Genomic DNA, 14283 nt, shown 5'->3' with positions numbered 1-14283 from the left:
TATCAGGCAGGGTTCCTGATGGAAAGAGGTTTTAGGCAGGCTCCCTGATTATTATGAGTCCGTGAAGACCGCGACCCCGGCCATGGCCCGTGTGATCAACGACCGGCTGGCCCTCGACCTGCTGCTGGAGCACGGGCCGCTGACCGCGCCGCAGCTCCGCACGCTGACCGGGCTGTCCAGGCCCACCGTGTCGGACCTGATCGAGCGGCTCACGGCAGGTGGCCTCATCGAGGTCACGGGCGAGGCCGGCGAGGACCGGCGGGGCCCGAACGCGCGCCTGTACGGGCTCGTGGCGGACCGGGCGCACGTGGCGGGGGTGGACGTACGGCGCGACGCGATCAACGTCACGGTGGCGGACATCGCCGGACGCATGGTCAGCGAGGCCAGGACGACGATCGGCGCGAGAGCCGACCTGGCGGCCCTCGTCGCGAAGGTGGTCAACGAGGCGGTGGGGCAGCGCGCGCTGGACACGGTGGTGGTCGGCGCGCCGGGGCTGGTCGATCCGCGCGACGGCGAGCTGGTGTCGCCCAACGACGTGCCCGGCTGGCGGCGCGGCACGATGGCGTCCGTACGCGCACGCCTGGACGCGCCGGTGATCCTGGAGAACGAGGTCAACCTCGCCGCCGTCGCCGAGCTCCGCACCGGGGCCGCCTGCGGCAGCGAGGACTTCGTGCTGCTCTGGCTGGACGACGGCGTGGGGGCCGCCGTGGTGCTCGGCGGGCGGCTGCGCCGGGGGGTGTCGGGCGGCGCGGGGGAGATCGGCTTCCTGGACGTGGGCGGCGTGCCCTTCTGCGACCTGGTGAACAGTGAGGTCATAGCGGGCCTCGACCGGGACGAGCTGGCCCGGCGGATCGCCCGGGGCGCCTTCGCCTACGCCACCCTCCTCGACCCCGGGCTCGTCGTGCTCGGCGGCACGACCGGCCACGAGGGCGGGGACGAGCTGGCCGGGCTGGTCGCCGGGCACCTGCGGGAGCTCGCCCCGGCACCCACCGAGATCCGCGCCAGCACGGTCAAGGGCAACGCGGTCCTCCAGGGCGCGGTGCTGACCGCCCTGGACCTGGCCCGCGACCACGTCTTCGGCTGAGGCGGCCGGGCGGCAGGCGGCCAACCAGGCGTCGGGCGACCGGCTGTCAGGCGACCAACCGGGCGTCAGGTGACCCGACCGGGCGTCAGGCGACCGGCTGCTAGGCACGCGGCTGCCAAGGCGAGCCGCTGTCAGGCGAGTGCCGTGATCAGCCCCATCGCCAGCGCCGTACGCTCCGGAATGTGCTCCACCAGCACGTGCTCGTGCCGCGCGTGCGCGCCGTCCCCCACGGCGCCCATCCCGTCCAGCACCGGCCGCCCCAGCGCCGAGACGAAGTTCCCGTCGCTGGCGCCACCCACCGACGCCTCCTCCAGCAGCCACCCGAACCCGGCCGCCACCTCCCGCGCCTCCTTGAACAGCCGCTGCGAGGGCGCGTTGGGCGTCATGGGCGGCCGGTTCCAGCCCCCGTCAACGGAGACCGCCACCCGCGGATCCGACGCCTTCAGCGCGGCGAACACGCCGTCGATCCGTTCCATCTCCGCCGGTTCCGTCACCCGCACGTCGATGCCGCAGCTCGCCTGCCCGGCCGCCACGTTGCGCCCGGTGCCGCCGCTGATCAGCCCGACGTTCACGGTGGTCCCGCGCTCGCGGGAGCCGGCCCGGGCCAGCGTGGTGACGATCTCGGCCAGGGCGTGGATCGCGCTGGCGCCGTCGTCCGGATTGAGCCCGGCGTGCGCCTCCACCCCGGTGACGTTCACGTTGAAGAGCCCCACGCCCTTGCGGGCGGTCTTGAGCGCGCCGTCGAGTGACGCCTCGAAGACCAGGCTCGCCAGCGCGTCCTCGCTCCCGGCCTCGATGTACGGGCGCGAGGTCGGGCTGCCGATCTCCTCGTCCCCGTTGAACAGGAACCGCACGCCGGGATGCGGCAGCCCCAGCTCACGCAGCCCGCGCAGCGCCCAGATCGCCTGCACGAGACCCGTCTTCATGTCGAACACGCCCGGCCCCGTGGCCTTGCCGTCCACCAGCGCGAACGGCCACCCGGCCAGCGTCCCCGTCGGCCAGACGGTGTCGTAGTGGCAGAGCACGAGCACGGTCCCCGGCGCGGTGCCCTCGTAGGCGAGCTCCAGGATGTCCCCGTGCGGACCGCCGTCGTGCAGCACCTCCTCGTCCGGCATGCCGAGGCGTTCGACAGCTCGGGCGCGGATCGTCCGCAGCCCCTTGACCAGCATGGCCTTGTCGTAGCTATGGGTCTCCAGTTCCACGGCGGCCCTGAGGTCGTCGAGCATGGCCGGAAGGGCCTGCCGGGTCCAGTCGGTGATCAACACAGGAATCCCTCCGAGAAATCAGCCGGGGCCGAGCGGGATGCCCAGCCACCAGAACACGAAGAACAGCACTGTCCAGACGACGAGCAGGGTGAGTGAGAGCGGGATGGTCATCGAGGCCAGCGTGCCGATCCCCGCCGTGCGCCGGTAGCGCTGGAGGAAGCCGAGCGCCATCACGAAGTACGGGCTCATCGGCGTGATCGCGTTGGTGCACGAGTCGGCGATGCGGTAGAGAGCCTGGGTGGTCTCCGGCGGGATGTCCAGCAGCATCAGCATCGGCACGAAGACCGGCCCGACCAGCGCCCACTGGGCCGAGCCGCTGGTGACCACCAGGTTGATCAGCGTGACCACGAGCAGGATGCCCAGGAAGACCACGGGCCCGCTCACCCCGGCCGACTTCAGCAGGTCCGCGCCGCCGATGGCGATGATCTCGCCGATGCCGGTCCACTTGAAGTACGCCAGGAACTGCGAGATCGCGAAGAACAGCACGAGGATCGGCGCCATCTCGCGCAGCCCGTGGGCCATGAAACCGGGGATGTCCCGGCTGCCGGCGACGGTGCCCGCCGCCTTCCCGTACGCCCACCCGACGGCCAGGAACGCCAGCGCCAGGAAGACCGCGATCGAGGTCAGCAGCGGCGACTGCACGATGCCGCCGTCCTTGCCGCGCAGCGGCGATCCGGCGGGCAGCACGGCCGCCACGATCACGGCCACGAACACCAGCAGCGTGATCAACGCGGCCCGCAGCCCGCGGCGCTCCTCCGCGCTGAGCGCCAGCGAGCCCAGGTCGTCGTCGGGGGCGTCGGGATCGACCGGGATCGACTCGACCCGGCGGGCCAGCACGCGTTCGGTCACGAGGGTGATCGTGGCCGCCAGCACCAGGGACGAGGCCAGCGAGAAGAAGTAGTTGGCCAGCGGCGTGACCGTGTAGGCCGGATCGACGGTGTGCGCGGCGGCCGTGGTCAGCCCCGACAGGATGGCGTCCACGGGGGTGATCAAGGGGCTGGCGTCGTAACCCGCCGAGATCGACACGAACGCCACCACGATGCCCAGGATCGGGCTGCGACCCACCGCGCGGAAGGCCAGCGCGCCGAGCGGGATGAGCACCACGTACGCGGCGTCGGAGGCCACGTGCGCCACCATACCGGTGAGCGCCAGCGCGAACGTCACCCACTTCGGCGACACCTTCGACACCCCGGAGCGCAGCACGGCCGCCAGCAGCCCGGAGCGCTCGGCGACGGCGACGCCCAGCATGACGACCAGGATCGTGCCCAGCGGGGGGAACGTGGTGTAGTTCTCGACCACGCCCTCGACCATCATCCGCACGCCGTCGGCGGAGAGCAGGTTCTTGGCCACGACGGTCTTGCCGGAGGCCGGGTTGACCGCCGACACGCCGGCCGCCGACAGCCCCCAGCTCACCAGCGCCAGTAACGCGCTCAGAACGATGAACAGCCAGAACGGGTGAGGCAGCCGGTTGCCCAGGCGCTCGATCCCGCTCAGCACGCGGAGCAGCGCGTTGAGGGAACGCGAACCCGTCATTGTCTCGGAGGCGCTCATAGCCCGTCTCCTTACCCCAAGTTTCGGTCAACCATTACATGGGGTAAGGGTGCTTCCTGACAAGGGCGGGTCATGCTCAGGCGACCGGCACGGGCTCCCGGAGCGGCAGGCGTACCTCGAACCACGTCTCGCCCGGCACCGAGCGGACCTTGATCTCCCCGCCGTGCCGTCCGGCCACGATCCGGTAGGAGATGTCGAGGCCGAGACCGGTGCCCTGGCCCACGCTCTTCGTCGTGAAGAACGGCTCGAAGATGCGCTCCTTGATCGCTTCGGGCACGCCGGGGCCGGTGTCGCCGACCTCGATGATCGCCTCGTCCTCGTCGTGCGCGGTGCGGATCGTCAGCGTGCCCTCCTCGCCCATCGCGTCGAGCGCGTTGTGGATGAGGTTCGTCCACACCTGGTTGAGCTCGCCCGCGTAGCAGGGGATGAGCGGCAGCGTGCGGTCGTAGTCGGTGACCACGCTGATGCCCGGCGCGATCTTCCCGCGGAAGATCGCGATCGTGCTGTCGAGCAGGTCGTGCACGTCCACCTGCTGGAACGGCGCCCGGTCCATCTGCGAGTACTGCTTGGCCGAGTTGATCAGCGACGTGATGCGCTCGGTGGCCTCGGTCACCTCGCTGAGCATCTGGGAGATCTCGATCGCCCCGGCCAGCCAGTGCAGCGCGGCGGGAGTCTGCTCCTCGCCCACCTTGGCGCGGACCTTCTCCAGCTCCTTGTTCGAGAACCCGGCGTTGACCAGCGCGGGAGCCAGCTCCCAGGCGTCATCGACGCCGAGGTCGTCCAGGGCCTCGCCCAGCTCGTCCTCGGCGTCGGAGATCTCCAGCGGGGTGCGCTGCGGCAGCTTGCCCAGGTTGCTCGTGCAGGCCTCCTGCCACTCGATCAGCGCGCGCAGCTTCTCCGGCGGGATGCCGGCCTCGGCGAGCTGGGCGAGCTGCAGCCGCGAGGTCCTGACCAGCGTGCGCAACTCGCTCGCCGCGCGCACGGCCGCCGCGGCCGGGTTGTTCAGCTCGTGCGTGAGCCCGGCCGTGATGGTGCCGAGCGCGGTCAGCCGCTGCCGCCGGTCGATGGCCTCGCGCTGGAACCGTCCGCCCGACAGCATGCCGTCGAGCAGGTGCATCGCCATCGGGAACCACTCGGCCACGATGTAGGCGAACTTCTTGGCCGGCAGCATGAACATCCGCGTCGGCGCGGTGGCCCGCAGCGTGTGCTGGTACGTCTGCGGCGCCCGGTCGCCCAGATAGGCGCTGGTGGCCCCGCCGTAGACGCCGGGCTGCGCCGTGCGGGGCATCGCCACGGTCCCGGCGCTGACCGTCTCGCTGATCATCTGGATCTCGCCGTCGAGCAGCACCGCGAAGCACTCGGCCGGGTCGCCCTGCCGGAGGATCACCTCCTCCTGGGCGAACGTCCGCACCTGACCGCTGTTGGCCAGCTTGGTGAGCTGCTCGTCGGTCAGCCGCTCGAAGAGGAAGAGCTTGCGCAGTTCATCGATGTCGACAGTTGTGCTCATTGCTTCTCCAGGTAGCGATGCACGAGCGCGACGGCCATCGCGCCCTCGCCGACGGCGGAGGCCACTCTCTTGATCGACTCAGCGCGTACGTCGCCCGCGGCCAGCACCCCGGGCACGTTCGTCTCCAGGAAGTACGGCTCGCGCCGCAGCGGCCAGTTACGCGGCCGCCTCCCACCCTGCACCAGATCGGGACCGGTCAGCACGAACCCCTTCTCGTCGCGCTCGATCGTCTCGCCCAGCCAGGTCGTGTACGGCTCGGCCCCGATGAACACGAACAGCCACTGCGCGTCCACCGTGCGGCTCTCGCCCTTGGTCGAGAGCGTCAGCCGCTCGAGGTGGTCGTCGCCCTCGCCGCCGACGACCTCCGTCTGGAGGTGGACCTCGATGTTGGGGAGCGCGGCTATCTGCTCGATGAGGTAGTGAGACATGGACTTCTCCAAACCATCACCCCTCACCAACAAATGGACCTTGCTCGCGAATCCCGCCAGGTAGACCGCCGCCTGTCCGGCCGAGTTGGCCGCCCCCACGATGTAGACCTCGCCGTCCTGGCAGGAGGGCGCCTCGGTCAGGGCCGCGCCGTAGAAGACGCCCCGGCCGACGAACTCTTCCAGCCCCGGAGCCTCCAGACGGCGGTAGGAGACGCCGGTCGCGAGGATCACCGCGTGCGCCGCGATCTCCCCGCCGTCCTTGAACCCGATCACCCGCGCCTGGCCGCGTGCCTCCAGCGAGACCACCTTGCGCGCGGTCAGCAGTTCCGCCCCGAACTTGAGCGCCTGCCTGCGCGCCCGGTCGGCGAGCTGCTGCCCCGAGACGCCGTCGGGGAAGCCCAGGTAGTTCTCGATCCTGGAGCTCTGCCCCGCCTGGCCGCCCGATGAGTACGCCTCGACCATCACGGTCTTCAGCCCCTCCGAGGCGCCGTAGACGGCGGCGCCGAGCCCGGCGGGGCCGCCGCCCACCACGATCAGGTCGTAGAAGTCCGTGGCCGGGGTGGTCGACAGGCCCACCGCCGTGGCCAGCGTGCCCTGGTCGGGCGACTCCAGCGTGACGCCCTCGGCGGTCACCACCAGCGGCAGGTGGCAGCCCTCGCCGGCGGCCTTCACCAGCTGCGCGCCCTCCGGGTCCTCCGCCAGCATCCACCGGTACGGCACGTGGTTGCGGGCCAGGAAGTCACGGATCTTGTACGAGTGCGCCGACCACCGGTCGCCCACCACCCGCAGCTCGGACCGCTCGACCCGGTCCGTGCGCATCCAGGCGTCGAGCTGGCCGTCGATCACCGGGTAGAACTTCTCCTCCGGCGGGTCCCACGGCTTGAGCAGGTAGTGGTCGAGGTCCACCACGTTGATCGCCTGGATCGCGGCGTCGGTGTCGGCGTAGGCCGTCAGCAGCACCCTGCGCGCGTACGGATACATGTCCATGGCGGCCTCGAGGAACTGCACGCCGTTCATCTGCGGCATGCGGTAGTCGGCCAGGATGGCCGCCACGTCGTCGCCCCTCAGGCGCATCTGCTTGACGGCCTCGATGCCTTCCGCGGCCGCTTCGGCGCGGACAATCCGGTATTCCTGGCCATAGCGGCGTCTCAGGTCGCGAGCCACCGCCCGCGAGACGCCCGGGTCGTCGTCCACCGTAACGATGACCGGCTTGTCCATGTCTTCTCCCCACTGGTCCCTAATAGGAAGCATGTCATGTGCGGCGGGCTCAGCGAGCACTCGCTCATATCATGGGCGGATGCGCACACGCGATCGCATCATCGACGCCGCCGAACAGGCAATACGGGAGTTCGGCATCGCGGGTGCCACCACCAAGCGCATCGCCCATCAGGCCGGCTGCTCGGAGGCGCTGCTCTACAAGCATTTCGCCGGCAAGGAGGCGCTCTTCCTCGCCGTCCTGCTGGAGCGGCTGCCCGCACTCGGCCCCGCACTGGCGCGGCTGCGCCTCGCCACCGGCCAGGGCGACCTGGCCGCCAACCTCACCGAGTTCGCGCTGACGGCCCTGGTGTTCTACCGCAAGGCCGCGGGCATCGCGTCCGGCGTGCTGGCCGACCCGTCGCTCCTGTCGGGGTTCAGGGCCATGCTGGCCGAGAGAGAGGCGGGGCCGCATCTGCCGATCCAGGCGCTGGCCGAGATCCTGCGCGCCGAGCAGCGTGGCGGCCGGCTCGACGCGGCGGCGGACGCCGACGCCGCCGCGGCGATGCTGATGGGCGCCTGCTTCCACCGGGCGAACCTGTCCTACTTCGTCGATCTTCCCGACGAGGACGAGTCCTGGGCCGCCGCGATCGCGCGCACGCTGGTCAGGAAGTGACGCTCAGGCGATGACGCGGCTCTCGCCGCCGTCCACCAGCATCGAGATCCCGTTCACGAACGAGGCCCGCTCGCTGGCCAGGAACGCCACCACGTCACCCACCTCGTCCGGGCTGCCGATCCGGCCGACCGGCACCCTCTCGGCCCGCGCGGCGAGGCCCTCCTCGCCGCCGGATGTGCTCCGCAGCCGGTCGGTGTCGATGGGGCCGGGCATCACGTTGTTGACCAGCACGCCGTCGCGGCCGACCTCGCGGGCCAGGGTGCGTACGACGCCGGCCACGGCGGAACGGGTGGCGTTGGACAGCGCCAGGCCGTCGAGCGCCTCCCTGGCCGACCTGCTGGTGACCGTGACGATGCGCCCCCAGCCGCGCGAGCGCATCTCGGGCAGGACCGCGTGGATCAGGCGCACGGTGCCGAGCAGGTTGCGCTCGACGGCGACCTCCCAGTCGGCCAGGCTGGCCTCGTCGAAGCGGCCGGCCGGCGGGCCGCCCGCGTTGGCCACCAGGATGTCGATCGGCCCGAGCACGTTACGCGTCTCCTCGACCACCCGCCGGGCGGCGGCCGGGTCCTCCACGTCGGCCAGCACGGCGTGCACGACCTTGCCGTACTCCTGAAGCTGCACCACCGCGTCCGCGAGCCGCTCGGGGTTGCGGGCGCTGACGCAGACGTCGCAGCCCTCACGCGCGAGACTCTTGGCCGCGGCGAGTCCGATGCCCGCGCTGCCTCCGGTGACGAGGGCGACCTTGCCCGAGATGCCGAGATCCATAGGGGCGACTATAGATTGTGCGGGCAGCGGCCGAGCAGGTCGCCCGGCCGGCACTCCGGCGCTCAGTCCGGCGCTCAGTCCGGCGGGAGGCGGGTGAGCTTGTCCGGGTTCAGGACGCCGTAGATCGCCGCGATCCGCCCGTCCTGGATGTCGAACGCCACCAGCTGCCGGTGCCCGGCCACCCGCGTCCAGATGGCCGGCCGGCCGTTCACGTCGAGCACCTGCGCCTCCGAAAGGCCGTACTTGTTCCGCAGGCCCAGCAGGAAGTCCGCCACCTTGCGACGCCCCAGGATCGGCCGGAGCGCGGCGCGGACCTTGCCGCCACCGTCGTTGTAGGCCACGACGTCCTCGTGGAGCAGCTCGGTGAGCGCGGCCAGGTCGCCGCCCGAGGCCGCGTCCATGAACTTCGTCACCAGCTCGACGTGGTCGGCCGCGGACGGCTGGAACCTGTCACGTCCCTCGGCCAGCCGCACGGATGCGCGGCGGTGGAGCTGCCTGGCGTTGGCCGCGGAGGTGCCGACGATCTCCGCGACCTGGTCGTACGGGAGCTCGAACGCCTCCCGCAGCACGAACACCGCCCGCTCCGGCGGCGAGAGCCGCTCCATCAGGTGCAGGGTCGCGTACGAGAGGGTGTCACGCAGCTCCGCCGTGTCCAGCGGCCCCGCCTCCGACGTCATCACCGGCTCGGGCAGCCACGGCCCCGTGTACGCCTCGCGCCTGACCCGCGCGGAGCGCAACTGGTCGAGCGCCAGCCGCGAGACCACGGTCAGCAGGAAGGCCCGCGGCTCCTTGATCTCGCTCCGGTCGACGCCCTGCCAGCGCAGCCACGCCTCCTGGACGACGTCCTCCGCGTCCCACATGCTGCCGAGCAGGCGGTAGGCCAGCCCCAGCAGCATGGGGCGATGCTCCTCGAACTCCACGGCGGCATCATCCCCCGTCGCCAAGGAGGTCGGCGTGCCGGGGCCGCCAGTCGCGGCTTTCGGGGTGGAAATGCCGCGGTAACCATGATGGGCTTGGGACGTGGCGAGAAATCTGATCCTGTCAGGAGGACTGTTCCACGACTTCGCAGCCACGTCGGCCGCGCTCGCGGAGGCGCTCGCCGAGGTGGGGGTCGAGTCGGAGATCACCGAGGACATCGCGGGAGCGCTCAGCGAGCCGTCGGAGGTCCAGCTCATCACGGTCAACGCGCTGCGCTGGCAGATGGCCCAGGACCGCTTCGCCGACCTGCGTCCCGAGTGGCGCTTCGCGTTACCCGCGCAGGCCCGCACCACGCTCCTCGACCACCTCGAGCGGGGCGGCGGCCTGCTGTGCATGCACTCGGCGTCGATCTGCTTCGACGACTGGCAGGGCTGGCCACGCGTCCTGGGCGGCTGCTGGAGCTGGCCCAAGTCCCACCACCCGCCGCTGGGGTGGACGGGCGTGCGGGTGCACGGCGGGCACCCGGTGGTGGACGGCCTGCGCGACTTCGACGTGGTGGACGAGGTCTACAGCGACCTCGACATCCTGCCCGACGTCCGGCCGCTGGCCTCGTCCAACGGCCAGCCGCTGATCTGGGCGCGGCCGGTGCGCCGGGGCCGGGTGTTCTACGACGCCCTGGGCCACGACACCAGGTCGTACGAGAACGAGGTGCACAGGACGCTGCTCCAGCGGGCCGCGCTGTGGCTGCTGAAGGGGCCCGTCACCATCACGGAGTGAAGGACCAGCCCGTCCAGCGGGTGACATCCACGAGGATGACCGGGCCGCCGGGCCGGCGCTCGCGATACTGGCCGTACTTGGCCGCCAGCGCGTCGAGCGCCGGCTCGCGCTCCGGTCCTTCCTCCACGACCCTGGCCAGGCCGTCGGCGCGCGCCCACCACAGCCGTGCCCAGTCGTCCTCGTAGTGGTCGGCCAGCAGGCTGACGCGCGGGTTCTCCCGGATGTTCCGCAGGCGTCTCAGGGCGGTGGTGGTCTTCGGCTTGTGGTCGATCGCGGTCACCACCCGGTCCGCGACGACGGCGAAGGTGACGGGCACCAGGTGAGGGATCCCGTCGCGGCTCGCCGTGGCCAGCCGTGCCACCCGCTCCTCCCGGAACCTCGCGCGGGCCTGCTCGCCATCCATGCCCCCATTGTGGTGACCGGGGAAGGCGTCCGGAACTTACAAGACCGCATGTCGCCCCGCGTGGGCAGGATGACCGTATGAACGTGAATCTTGCCGCGATCCCAGGGTTCCTGGCCGGGCATGCACGTGTGCTGGACCGCCGCCGCTACGACCTGCTCATGGGCGACGGCGACGCGGCCTCCGTGCTGGCCGCCCTGGACGCCTACCGCAACCCGGACGGCGGCTACGGCTGGGGGCTGGAGCCGGACCTGCGCTCGCCCGAGAGCCAGCCGGCCTCCGCGCTGCACGCCTTCGAGGTGTTCGAGAACGTCGCCCCCACGACCGCACCGGAGGCCGTGGGGCTGTGCGACTGGCTGGGGTCCGTCACGCTGCCGGACGGCGGGCTGCCGGTCGCGCTGCCGCTCACCGTCGCCGAGGCCACCGCTCGCTGGTGGGCGGGCGGCGACCCGGCCATCTCGTCCCTGCAGATCACTGCGATCTCCGCGGCCGCCGCCCACCGCGTCGCGGTCCATGACCCGGCCGTGGCCGCGCACCCCTGGCTGGAGCGGGCCACGCGCTACTCCCTCGACGCGATCCAGGAGATCGGGGAGGCGCCGCACGCGTACGTGCTGCTGTTCGGCGTGCGGTTCCTCGACGCCGTGTACGACAGTCAGCCCAGAGCTGCCGACCTGCTCAAACGACTCGTCGCCTACATTCCCGCGGACGGGCGGGTGCCCGTCGAGGGCGGCACCGAGAACGAGGCGCTGCGCCCGCTGGACTTCGCCCCCTACCCGGGCCGGCCGGTCCGCGACCTGTTCGAGCCCGAGGTGATCGCCGCGGACCTCGTCCGGCTGGCCGGGGAGCAGCACGACGACGGCGGCTGGAGCGTGGACTACGCGCGCTTCTCGCCGGTCGGAGCGCTCGACTGGCGCGGAGCGGCCACCGTGCACGCCGTCGAGGTGCTGCGCGCGAACGGCCTGATCTAGGCCCCCTAGGGGGACAGGCGGCGGGCCGACTCCGACTCCTGGGCCATGCGGCGCAGCGCGTCGAACGCCTTGCCGTACAGGACGGTGCCGAGCACCAGGGCCTCCACGGCGGCGTCTCGCGGGCCGTGGAACGGGATCTTGTCCATCTCGACCTCGGACACCAGCGTCCGAGCGGTCTCGGCGTACGGCGTGAGGTCGATGGCCATGCCGAGCTGGCGCATCCTGACGAGCGTCTGGGCCAGTTCGTCGCGGGTGGGGGCGTGCGGGGCGATGTTCCAGCCCAGGTCGGCGATCAGGCGGTCCACCTGGTCGCGGGCGAGCTGCCAGTCCTCGCCGGGCTCGGGCTCGACGGCGGGGCTCAGGGCGTAGTGGGCCGTGCCCAGCATCTCGTGCACGGGGAGGGATTCGTCCTCGACCGCCTCGATGACCTTCTTGATGGCGGCGACGGGAAGTCTGCCGACCTCGAGCATGGCTCGGATCAGGCGGAGCCTGCGCAGGTGGGACTCGTCGTATTCGGCTCTGGTGGCGGCCGTCTGCTGTCCCTGGTGCAGCAGCCCCTCGCGCAGGTAGTACTTGATCGTCGGGATGGCGACACCGGACTTGGCGCTGAGTTCGGAGATGCGCATCGATGGATAATAACGCTATCCAGATCGGGCCAGGTGGCGGGCGGCGCTGAGGAGCTCGTGCACGTCCGTCTGGCGGTTCCAGAGGAAGACCACCTCCAGTGGCGGCACCTCCTCTTTTATCGGCAAGAACGCCAGCTTGTCGGGGATCGTGGTGCCCTCGTGGACGCACAACGCGTAACCGGCGCCCTCCTCCACCATGTTGATGACCAGGTCGTGCGTGGCCGCGGACGGGCCCAGGCGGGGGTGGAGGCGGTGCCGTACGAATCCCTCCAGGAAGCGGCGGGCCCCGGCCACCGCGTCGGACTCCGGCATGAGCAGCGGCTCGGCCGCCAGGTCCGACAGCGACACCGTCTCGTGCGCCGCCAGGGGGTGGTCGCGGTGGAGCAGCGCGCGCACCGGGAAGCGGTGGACCAGCATGCGGGCCACGCCCCTGGGCAGCGAGCCCGGCGCGTAGCCGAGCCCGGCCTGCAGGGTGCCGTCCACGATGGAGACGATCTGCTCGGCCGTCCCCATGGGCGCCACCCGCAGGTGCGGGGTCGGAAGCTGGGCGAGCAGGCGGGCGACCACGTCCGCCAGTCCGTCGGCCACGCCCAGGCGGGCGGTCTGCGCCGTGCACCTCGCGGCCGCCACGGCCCGGTCGAAGGCGTCCACCGCGACGGTGGCCTGGGCCAGGAACGCCTCGCCGGCCTCGGTCAGCTGGACGCCGCTCGACGAGCGGCTGAACAGCTCGACCCCGATCTCTTTCTCCAGTGCCCTGAGCTGCTCCGACAGCGTCGGCTGGGCGATGTGCAGCGCGGCGGCGGCCCGGCGCAGACTGCCTGCCCGTGCGATCGCCATCGCGTACCGGACGTAGCGTAAATCCATCCCTCACCTCGGCGTGATGATGGGCTATCGGTCGATCACACCTCCGTATTACAAGAAGGTCTGCTTCCCGTGAAGATACGCAGTTATCCATCATGAGTCGGCTCTATCTAGCAAGCGCTTGTCTGGCGCGGTCCGGGCGGGCTAGCGTGACGGCACCGGGTGGGTAGGAGCGGAGCGGAGGCGGGGCATGCAGCCGTTCGCGGGGCGGGCGGCCGTGGCGGGGATCGGGATGACGGCCCTGACCAGGGAGTCCGGGCGCACCGAGCTGGAGCTGGCGGTCGAGGCGTGCCGGGCGGCCTGCGCGGACGCGGGCATCGGGCCGCGTGACGTGGACGCGGTGCTCAGCTACCACATGAACGACTCCGCGCCCGCCGTGCAGGTGGCGCGGGCGCTGGGGATCGAGCGGCTCGGCTGGCACAACGACATCGCGGGAGGGGGGACGCAGGCGGCGTCGATCCTGGGCGACGCGGCGATGCTCATACACGCCGGATTAGCGCGAAATATAGTTATATATAGGGCGCTCAACGGCCGGTCCGGCAAACGCATGAACACCGTCTCCACCGGCCCCCAGGAGCGCTTCACGTACGGGCTGGCGGGCCCGATCCCGCTCTTCGCCCTGGCCGCGACCCGCTACCTGCACGACACGGGCCTCACTGCCGAGCACCTGCACGCCGTCGTCGCCCAGTCCAGGCAGAACGCCGCAACCAATCCCCGAGCACTGCGCCGCGAGCCGCTCGAGCTCGCCGCCTACCTCGCCAAGCCGTACGTCTGCACCCCGCTCCGCACGGCGGACTGCTGCCAGGAGACCGACGGCGCCTGCGCTCTGCTGGTCAGCGGCGTCCTCGACGGGCCGCGCGTCCAGGCGGTCGTGCGCGGGGGAGGGCCCGGCTGCTCCTCGATGGACCGCGCGCCGGACGTCAGCGCGATCTTCTCCGCGTACGTGGCCCCCATGCTCTGGGAGGCGTCCGGGATGCGTCCGTCGGACGTGGACGTGGCGCTGCCGTACGACGCCTACTCGTGGCTCGTGCCCCGGCAGCTGGAGGACTTCGGGCTGGTCGAGCGCGGGGAGCTGGGGGCGTACCTGCTGGAAGGCCGCCACGCCTGGGTGAACCCGCACGGCGGCCTGCTCTCGGAAGGCTACGTGCACGGCCTGAACAACGTGGCCCAGGCCGTCAGGGAGCTCCGGCAGGGATGTGAGGTGGCACTCGTGACGGGGTTCGGGGGTAGCTATGGGAGCGCCGCCCTGCTCGTACGGTGAAA

General features: G+C 71.4%; 14 protein-coding genes. 5 read left to right on the top strand and 9 right to left on the bottom strand.

The window, feature by feature from the left end:
• Nucleotides 1-61: 61 nt before the first annotated feature.
• The gene (locus AB0H84_RS29470) at nucleotides 62-1084 is read left to right on the top strand and encodes an ROK family transcriptional regulator (RefSeq protein ID WP_357611030.1); all 1023 of its coding nucleotides are present in this window, start codon (nucleotides 62-64) and stop codon (nucleotides 1082-1084) included.
• Between the two features lie 131 nt (nucleotides 1085-1215).
• Here the strand turns inward: AB0H84_RS29470 and AB0H84_RS29465 are convergent, their stop codons facing one another.
• From AB0H84_RS29465 to AB0H84_RS29450, 4 genes are all read right to left on the bottom strand, one after another.
• Nucleotides 1216-2349 (bottom strand): M20 family metallopeptidase, encoded by a 1134-nt coding sequence (locus AB0H84_RS29465; RefSeq protein WP_357611027.1) that lies wholly within the window; start codon nucleotides 2347-2349, stop codon nucleotides 1216-1218.
• An 18-nt stretch (nucleotides 2350-2367) separates the two neighbouring features.
• Entirely contained in the window at nucleotides 2368-3900 is a 1533-nt protein-coding gene (locus tag AB0H84_RS29460; protein ID WP_357611024.1) for an AbgT family transporter, read from the bottom strand.
• Nucleotides 3901-3976: 76 nt separating this feature from the next.
• The gene (locus tag AB0H84_RS29455; protein WP_357611022.1) at nucleotides 3977-5407 is read right to left on the bottom strand and encodes an ATP-binding protein; all 1431 of its coding nucleotides are present in this window, start codon (nucleotides 5405-5407) and stop codon (nucleotides 3977-3979) included.
• Entirely contained in the window at nucleotides 5404-7053 is a 1650-nt protein-coding gene (locus AB0H84_RS29450; RefSeq protein WP_357611019.1) for an FAD-dependent oxidoreductase, read from the bottom strand. Before AB0H84_RS29450 ends, AB0H84_RS29455 begins: the two co-directional genes overlap by 4 nt.
• A 79-nt stretch (nucleotides 7054-7132) precedes the next feature.
• Here AB0H84_RS29450 and AB0H84_RS29445 point away from each other — a divergent pair, with 79 nt between their 5' ends.
• Complete coding sequence (locus AB0H84_RS29445) at nucleotides 7133-7705, top strand: helix-turn-helix domain-containing protein (protein ID WP_357611016.1); 573 nt, start codon at nucleotides 7133-7135, stop codon at nucleotides 7703-7705.
• 3 nt (nucleotides 7706-7708) lie between these two features.
• Here the strand turns inward: AB0H84_RS29445 and AB0H84_RS29440 are convergent, their stop codons facing one another.
• Nucleotides 7709-8470 carry an SDR family oxidoreductase gene (locus AB0H84_RS29440; RefSeq protein WP_357611013.1) on the bottom strand — a complete coding sequence of 254 codons (762 nt, stop codon included), beginning with the start codon at nucleotides 8468-8470 and terminating at the stop codon, nucleotides 7709-7711.
• A 74-nt stretch (nucleotides 8471-8544) separates the two neighbouring features.
• The gene (locus AB0H84_RS29435) at nucleotides 8545-9390 is read right to left on the bottom strand and encodes an RNA polymerase sigma-70 factor (protein ID WP_357611010.1); all 846 of its coding nucleotides are present in this window, start codon (nucleotides 9388-9390) and stop codon (nucleotides 8545-8547) included.
• Between the two features lie 100 nt (nucleotides 9391-9490).
• Here AB0H84_RS29435 and AB0H84_RS29430 point away from each other — a divergent pair, with 100 nt between their 5' ends.
• Nucleotides 9491-10165 (top strand): ThuA domain-containing protein, encoded by a 675-nt coding sequence (locus AB0H84_RS29430; protein ID WP_357611007.1) that lies wholly within the window; start codon nucleotides 9491-9493, stop codon nucleotides 10163-10165.
• Here the strand turns inward: AB0H84_RS29430 and AB0H84_RS29425 are convergent.
• Complete coding sequence (locus AB0H84_RS29425; RefSeq protein ID WP_357611004.1) at nucleotides 10155-10568, bottom strand: TIGR03668 family PPOX class F420-dependent oxidoreductase; 414 nt, start codon at nucleotides 10566-10568, stop codon at nucleotides 10155-10157. The genes AB0H84_RS29430 and AB0H84_RS29425 overlap by 11 nt on opposite strands.
• A gap of 77 nt (nucleotides 10569-10645) precedes the next feature.
• On the opposite strand from AB0H84_RS29425, the gene AB0H84_RS29420 reads away from it, so the two are divergent.
• Nucleotides 10646-11533 carry a hypothetical protein gene (locus AB0H84_RS29420; protein WP_357611001.1) on the top strand — a complete coding sequence of 296 codons (888 nt, stop codon included), beginning with the start codon at nucleotides 10646-10648 and terminating at the stop codon, nucleotides 11531-11533.
• 5 nt (nucleotides 11534-11538) lie between these two features.
• Here AB0H84_RS29420 and AB0H84_RS29415 read toward each other — a convergent pair whose 3' ends face one another.
• Together AB0H84_RS29415 and AB0H84_RS29410 are read right to left on the bottom strand one after the other, a co-directional pair.
• Nucleotides 11539-12159, bottom strand: a complete 621-nt coding sequence (locus tag AB0H84_RS29415; RefSeq protein ID WP_357610998.1) for a MerR family transcriptional regulator — start codon at nucleotides 12157-12159, stop codon at nucleotides 11539-11541.
• A gap of 15 nt (nucleotides 12160-12174) precedes the next feature.
• Complete coding sequence (locus AB0H84_RS29410; RefSeq protein ID WP_357610995.1) at nucleotides 12175-13023, bottom strand: LysR family transcriptional regulator; 849 nt, start codon at nucleotides 13021-13023, stop codon at nucleotides 12175-12177.
• A 187-nt stretch (nucleotides 13024-13210) separates the two neighbouring features.
• Between AB0H84_RS29410 and AB0H84_RS29405 the strand changes: the two genes are divergently transcribed.
• A complete protein-coding gene (locus tag AB0H84_RS29405) occupies nucleotides 13211-14281 on the top strand; it encodes an acetyl-CoA acetyltransferase (protein ID WP_357610992.1) in 1071 nt (356 codons plus the stop codon).
• Nucleotides 14282-14283 lie beyond the last annotated feature (2 nt).

The organism is Nonomuraea sp. NPDC050786 (genome assembly GCF_040654115.1).
In the GTDB taxonomy this organism is placed as follows: domain Bacteria; phylum Actinomycetota; class Actinomycetes; order Streptosporangiales; family Streptosporangiaceae; genus Nonomuraea.
The sequence above is the reverse complement of the archived record's forward strand: the minus strand, read 5'-3'. Positions and strand labels throughout refer to the sequence as shown.

Coding starts and splice junctions, on each gene's coding strand:
- AB0H84_RS29410 (WP_357610995.1), bottom strand. CDS start 13,023: ATGGATTTACGCTACGTCCGGTACGCGATGGCGATCGCACGGGCAGGC.
- AB0H84_RS29425 (WP_357611004.1), bottom strand. CDS start 10,568: ATGGATGGCGAGCAGGCCCGCGCGAGGTTCCGGGAGGAGCGGGTGGCA.
- AB0H84_RS29405 (WP_357610992.1), top strand. CDS start 13,211: ATGCAGCCGTTCGCGGGGCGGGCGGCCGTGGCGGGGATCGGGATGACG.
- AB0H84_RS29460 (WP_357611024.1), bottom strand. CDS start 3,900: ATGAGCGCCTCCGAGACAATGACGGGTTCGCGTTCCCTCAACGCGCTG.
- AB0H84_RS29445 (WP_357611016.1), top strand. CDS start 7,133: ATGCGCACACGCGATCGCATCATCGACGCCGCCGAACAGGCAATACGG.
- AB0H84_RS29415 (WP_357610998.1), bottom strand. CDS start 12,159: ATGCGCATCTCCGAACTCAGCGCCAAGTCCGGTGTCGCCATCCCGACG.
- AB0H84_RS29455 (WP_357611022.1), bottom strand. CDS start 5,407: ATGAGCACAACTGTCGACATCGATGAACTGCGCAAGCTCTTCCTCTTC.
- AB0H84_RS29420 (WP_357611001.1), top strand. CDS start 10,646: ATGAACGTGAATCTTGCCGCGATCCCAGGGTTCCTGGCCGGGCATGCA.
- AB0H84_RS29450 (WP_357611019.1), bottom strand. CDS start 7,053: ATGGACAAGCCGGTCATCGTTACGGTGGACGACGACCCGGGCGTCTCG.
- AB0H84_RS29440 (WP_357611013.1), bottom strand. CDS start 8,470: ATGGATCTCGGCATCTCGGGCAAGGTCGCCCTCGTCACCGGAGGCAGC.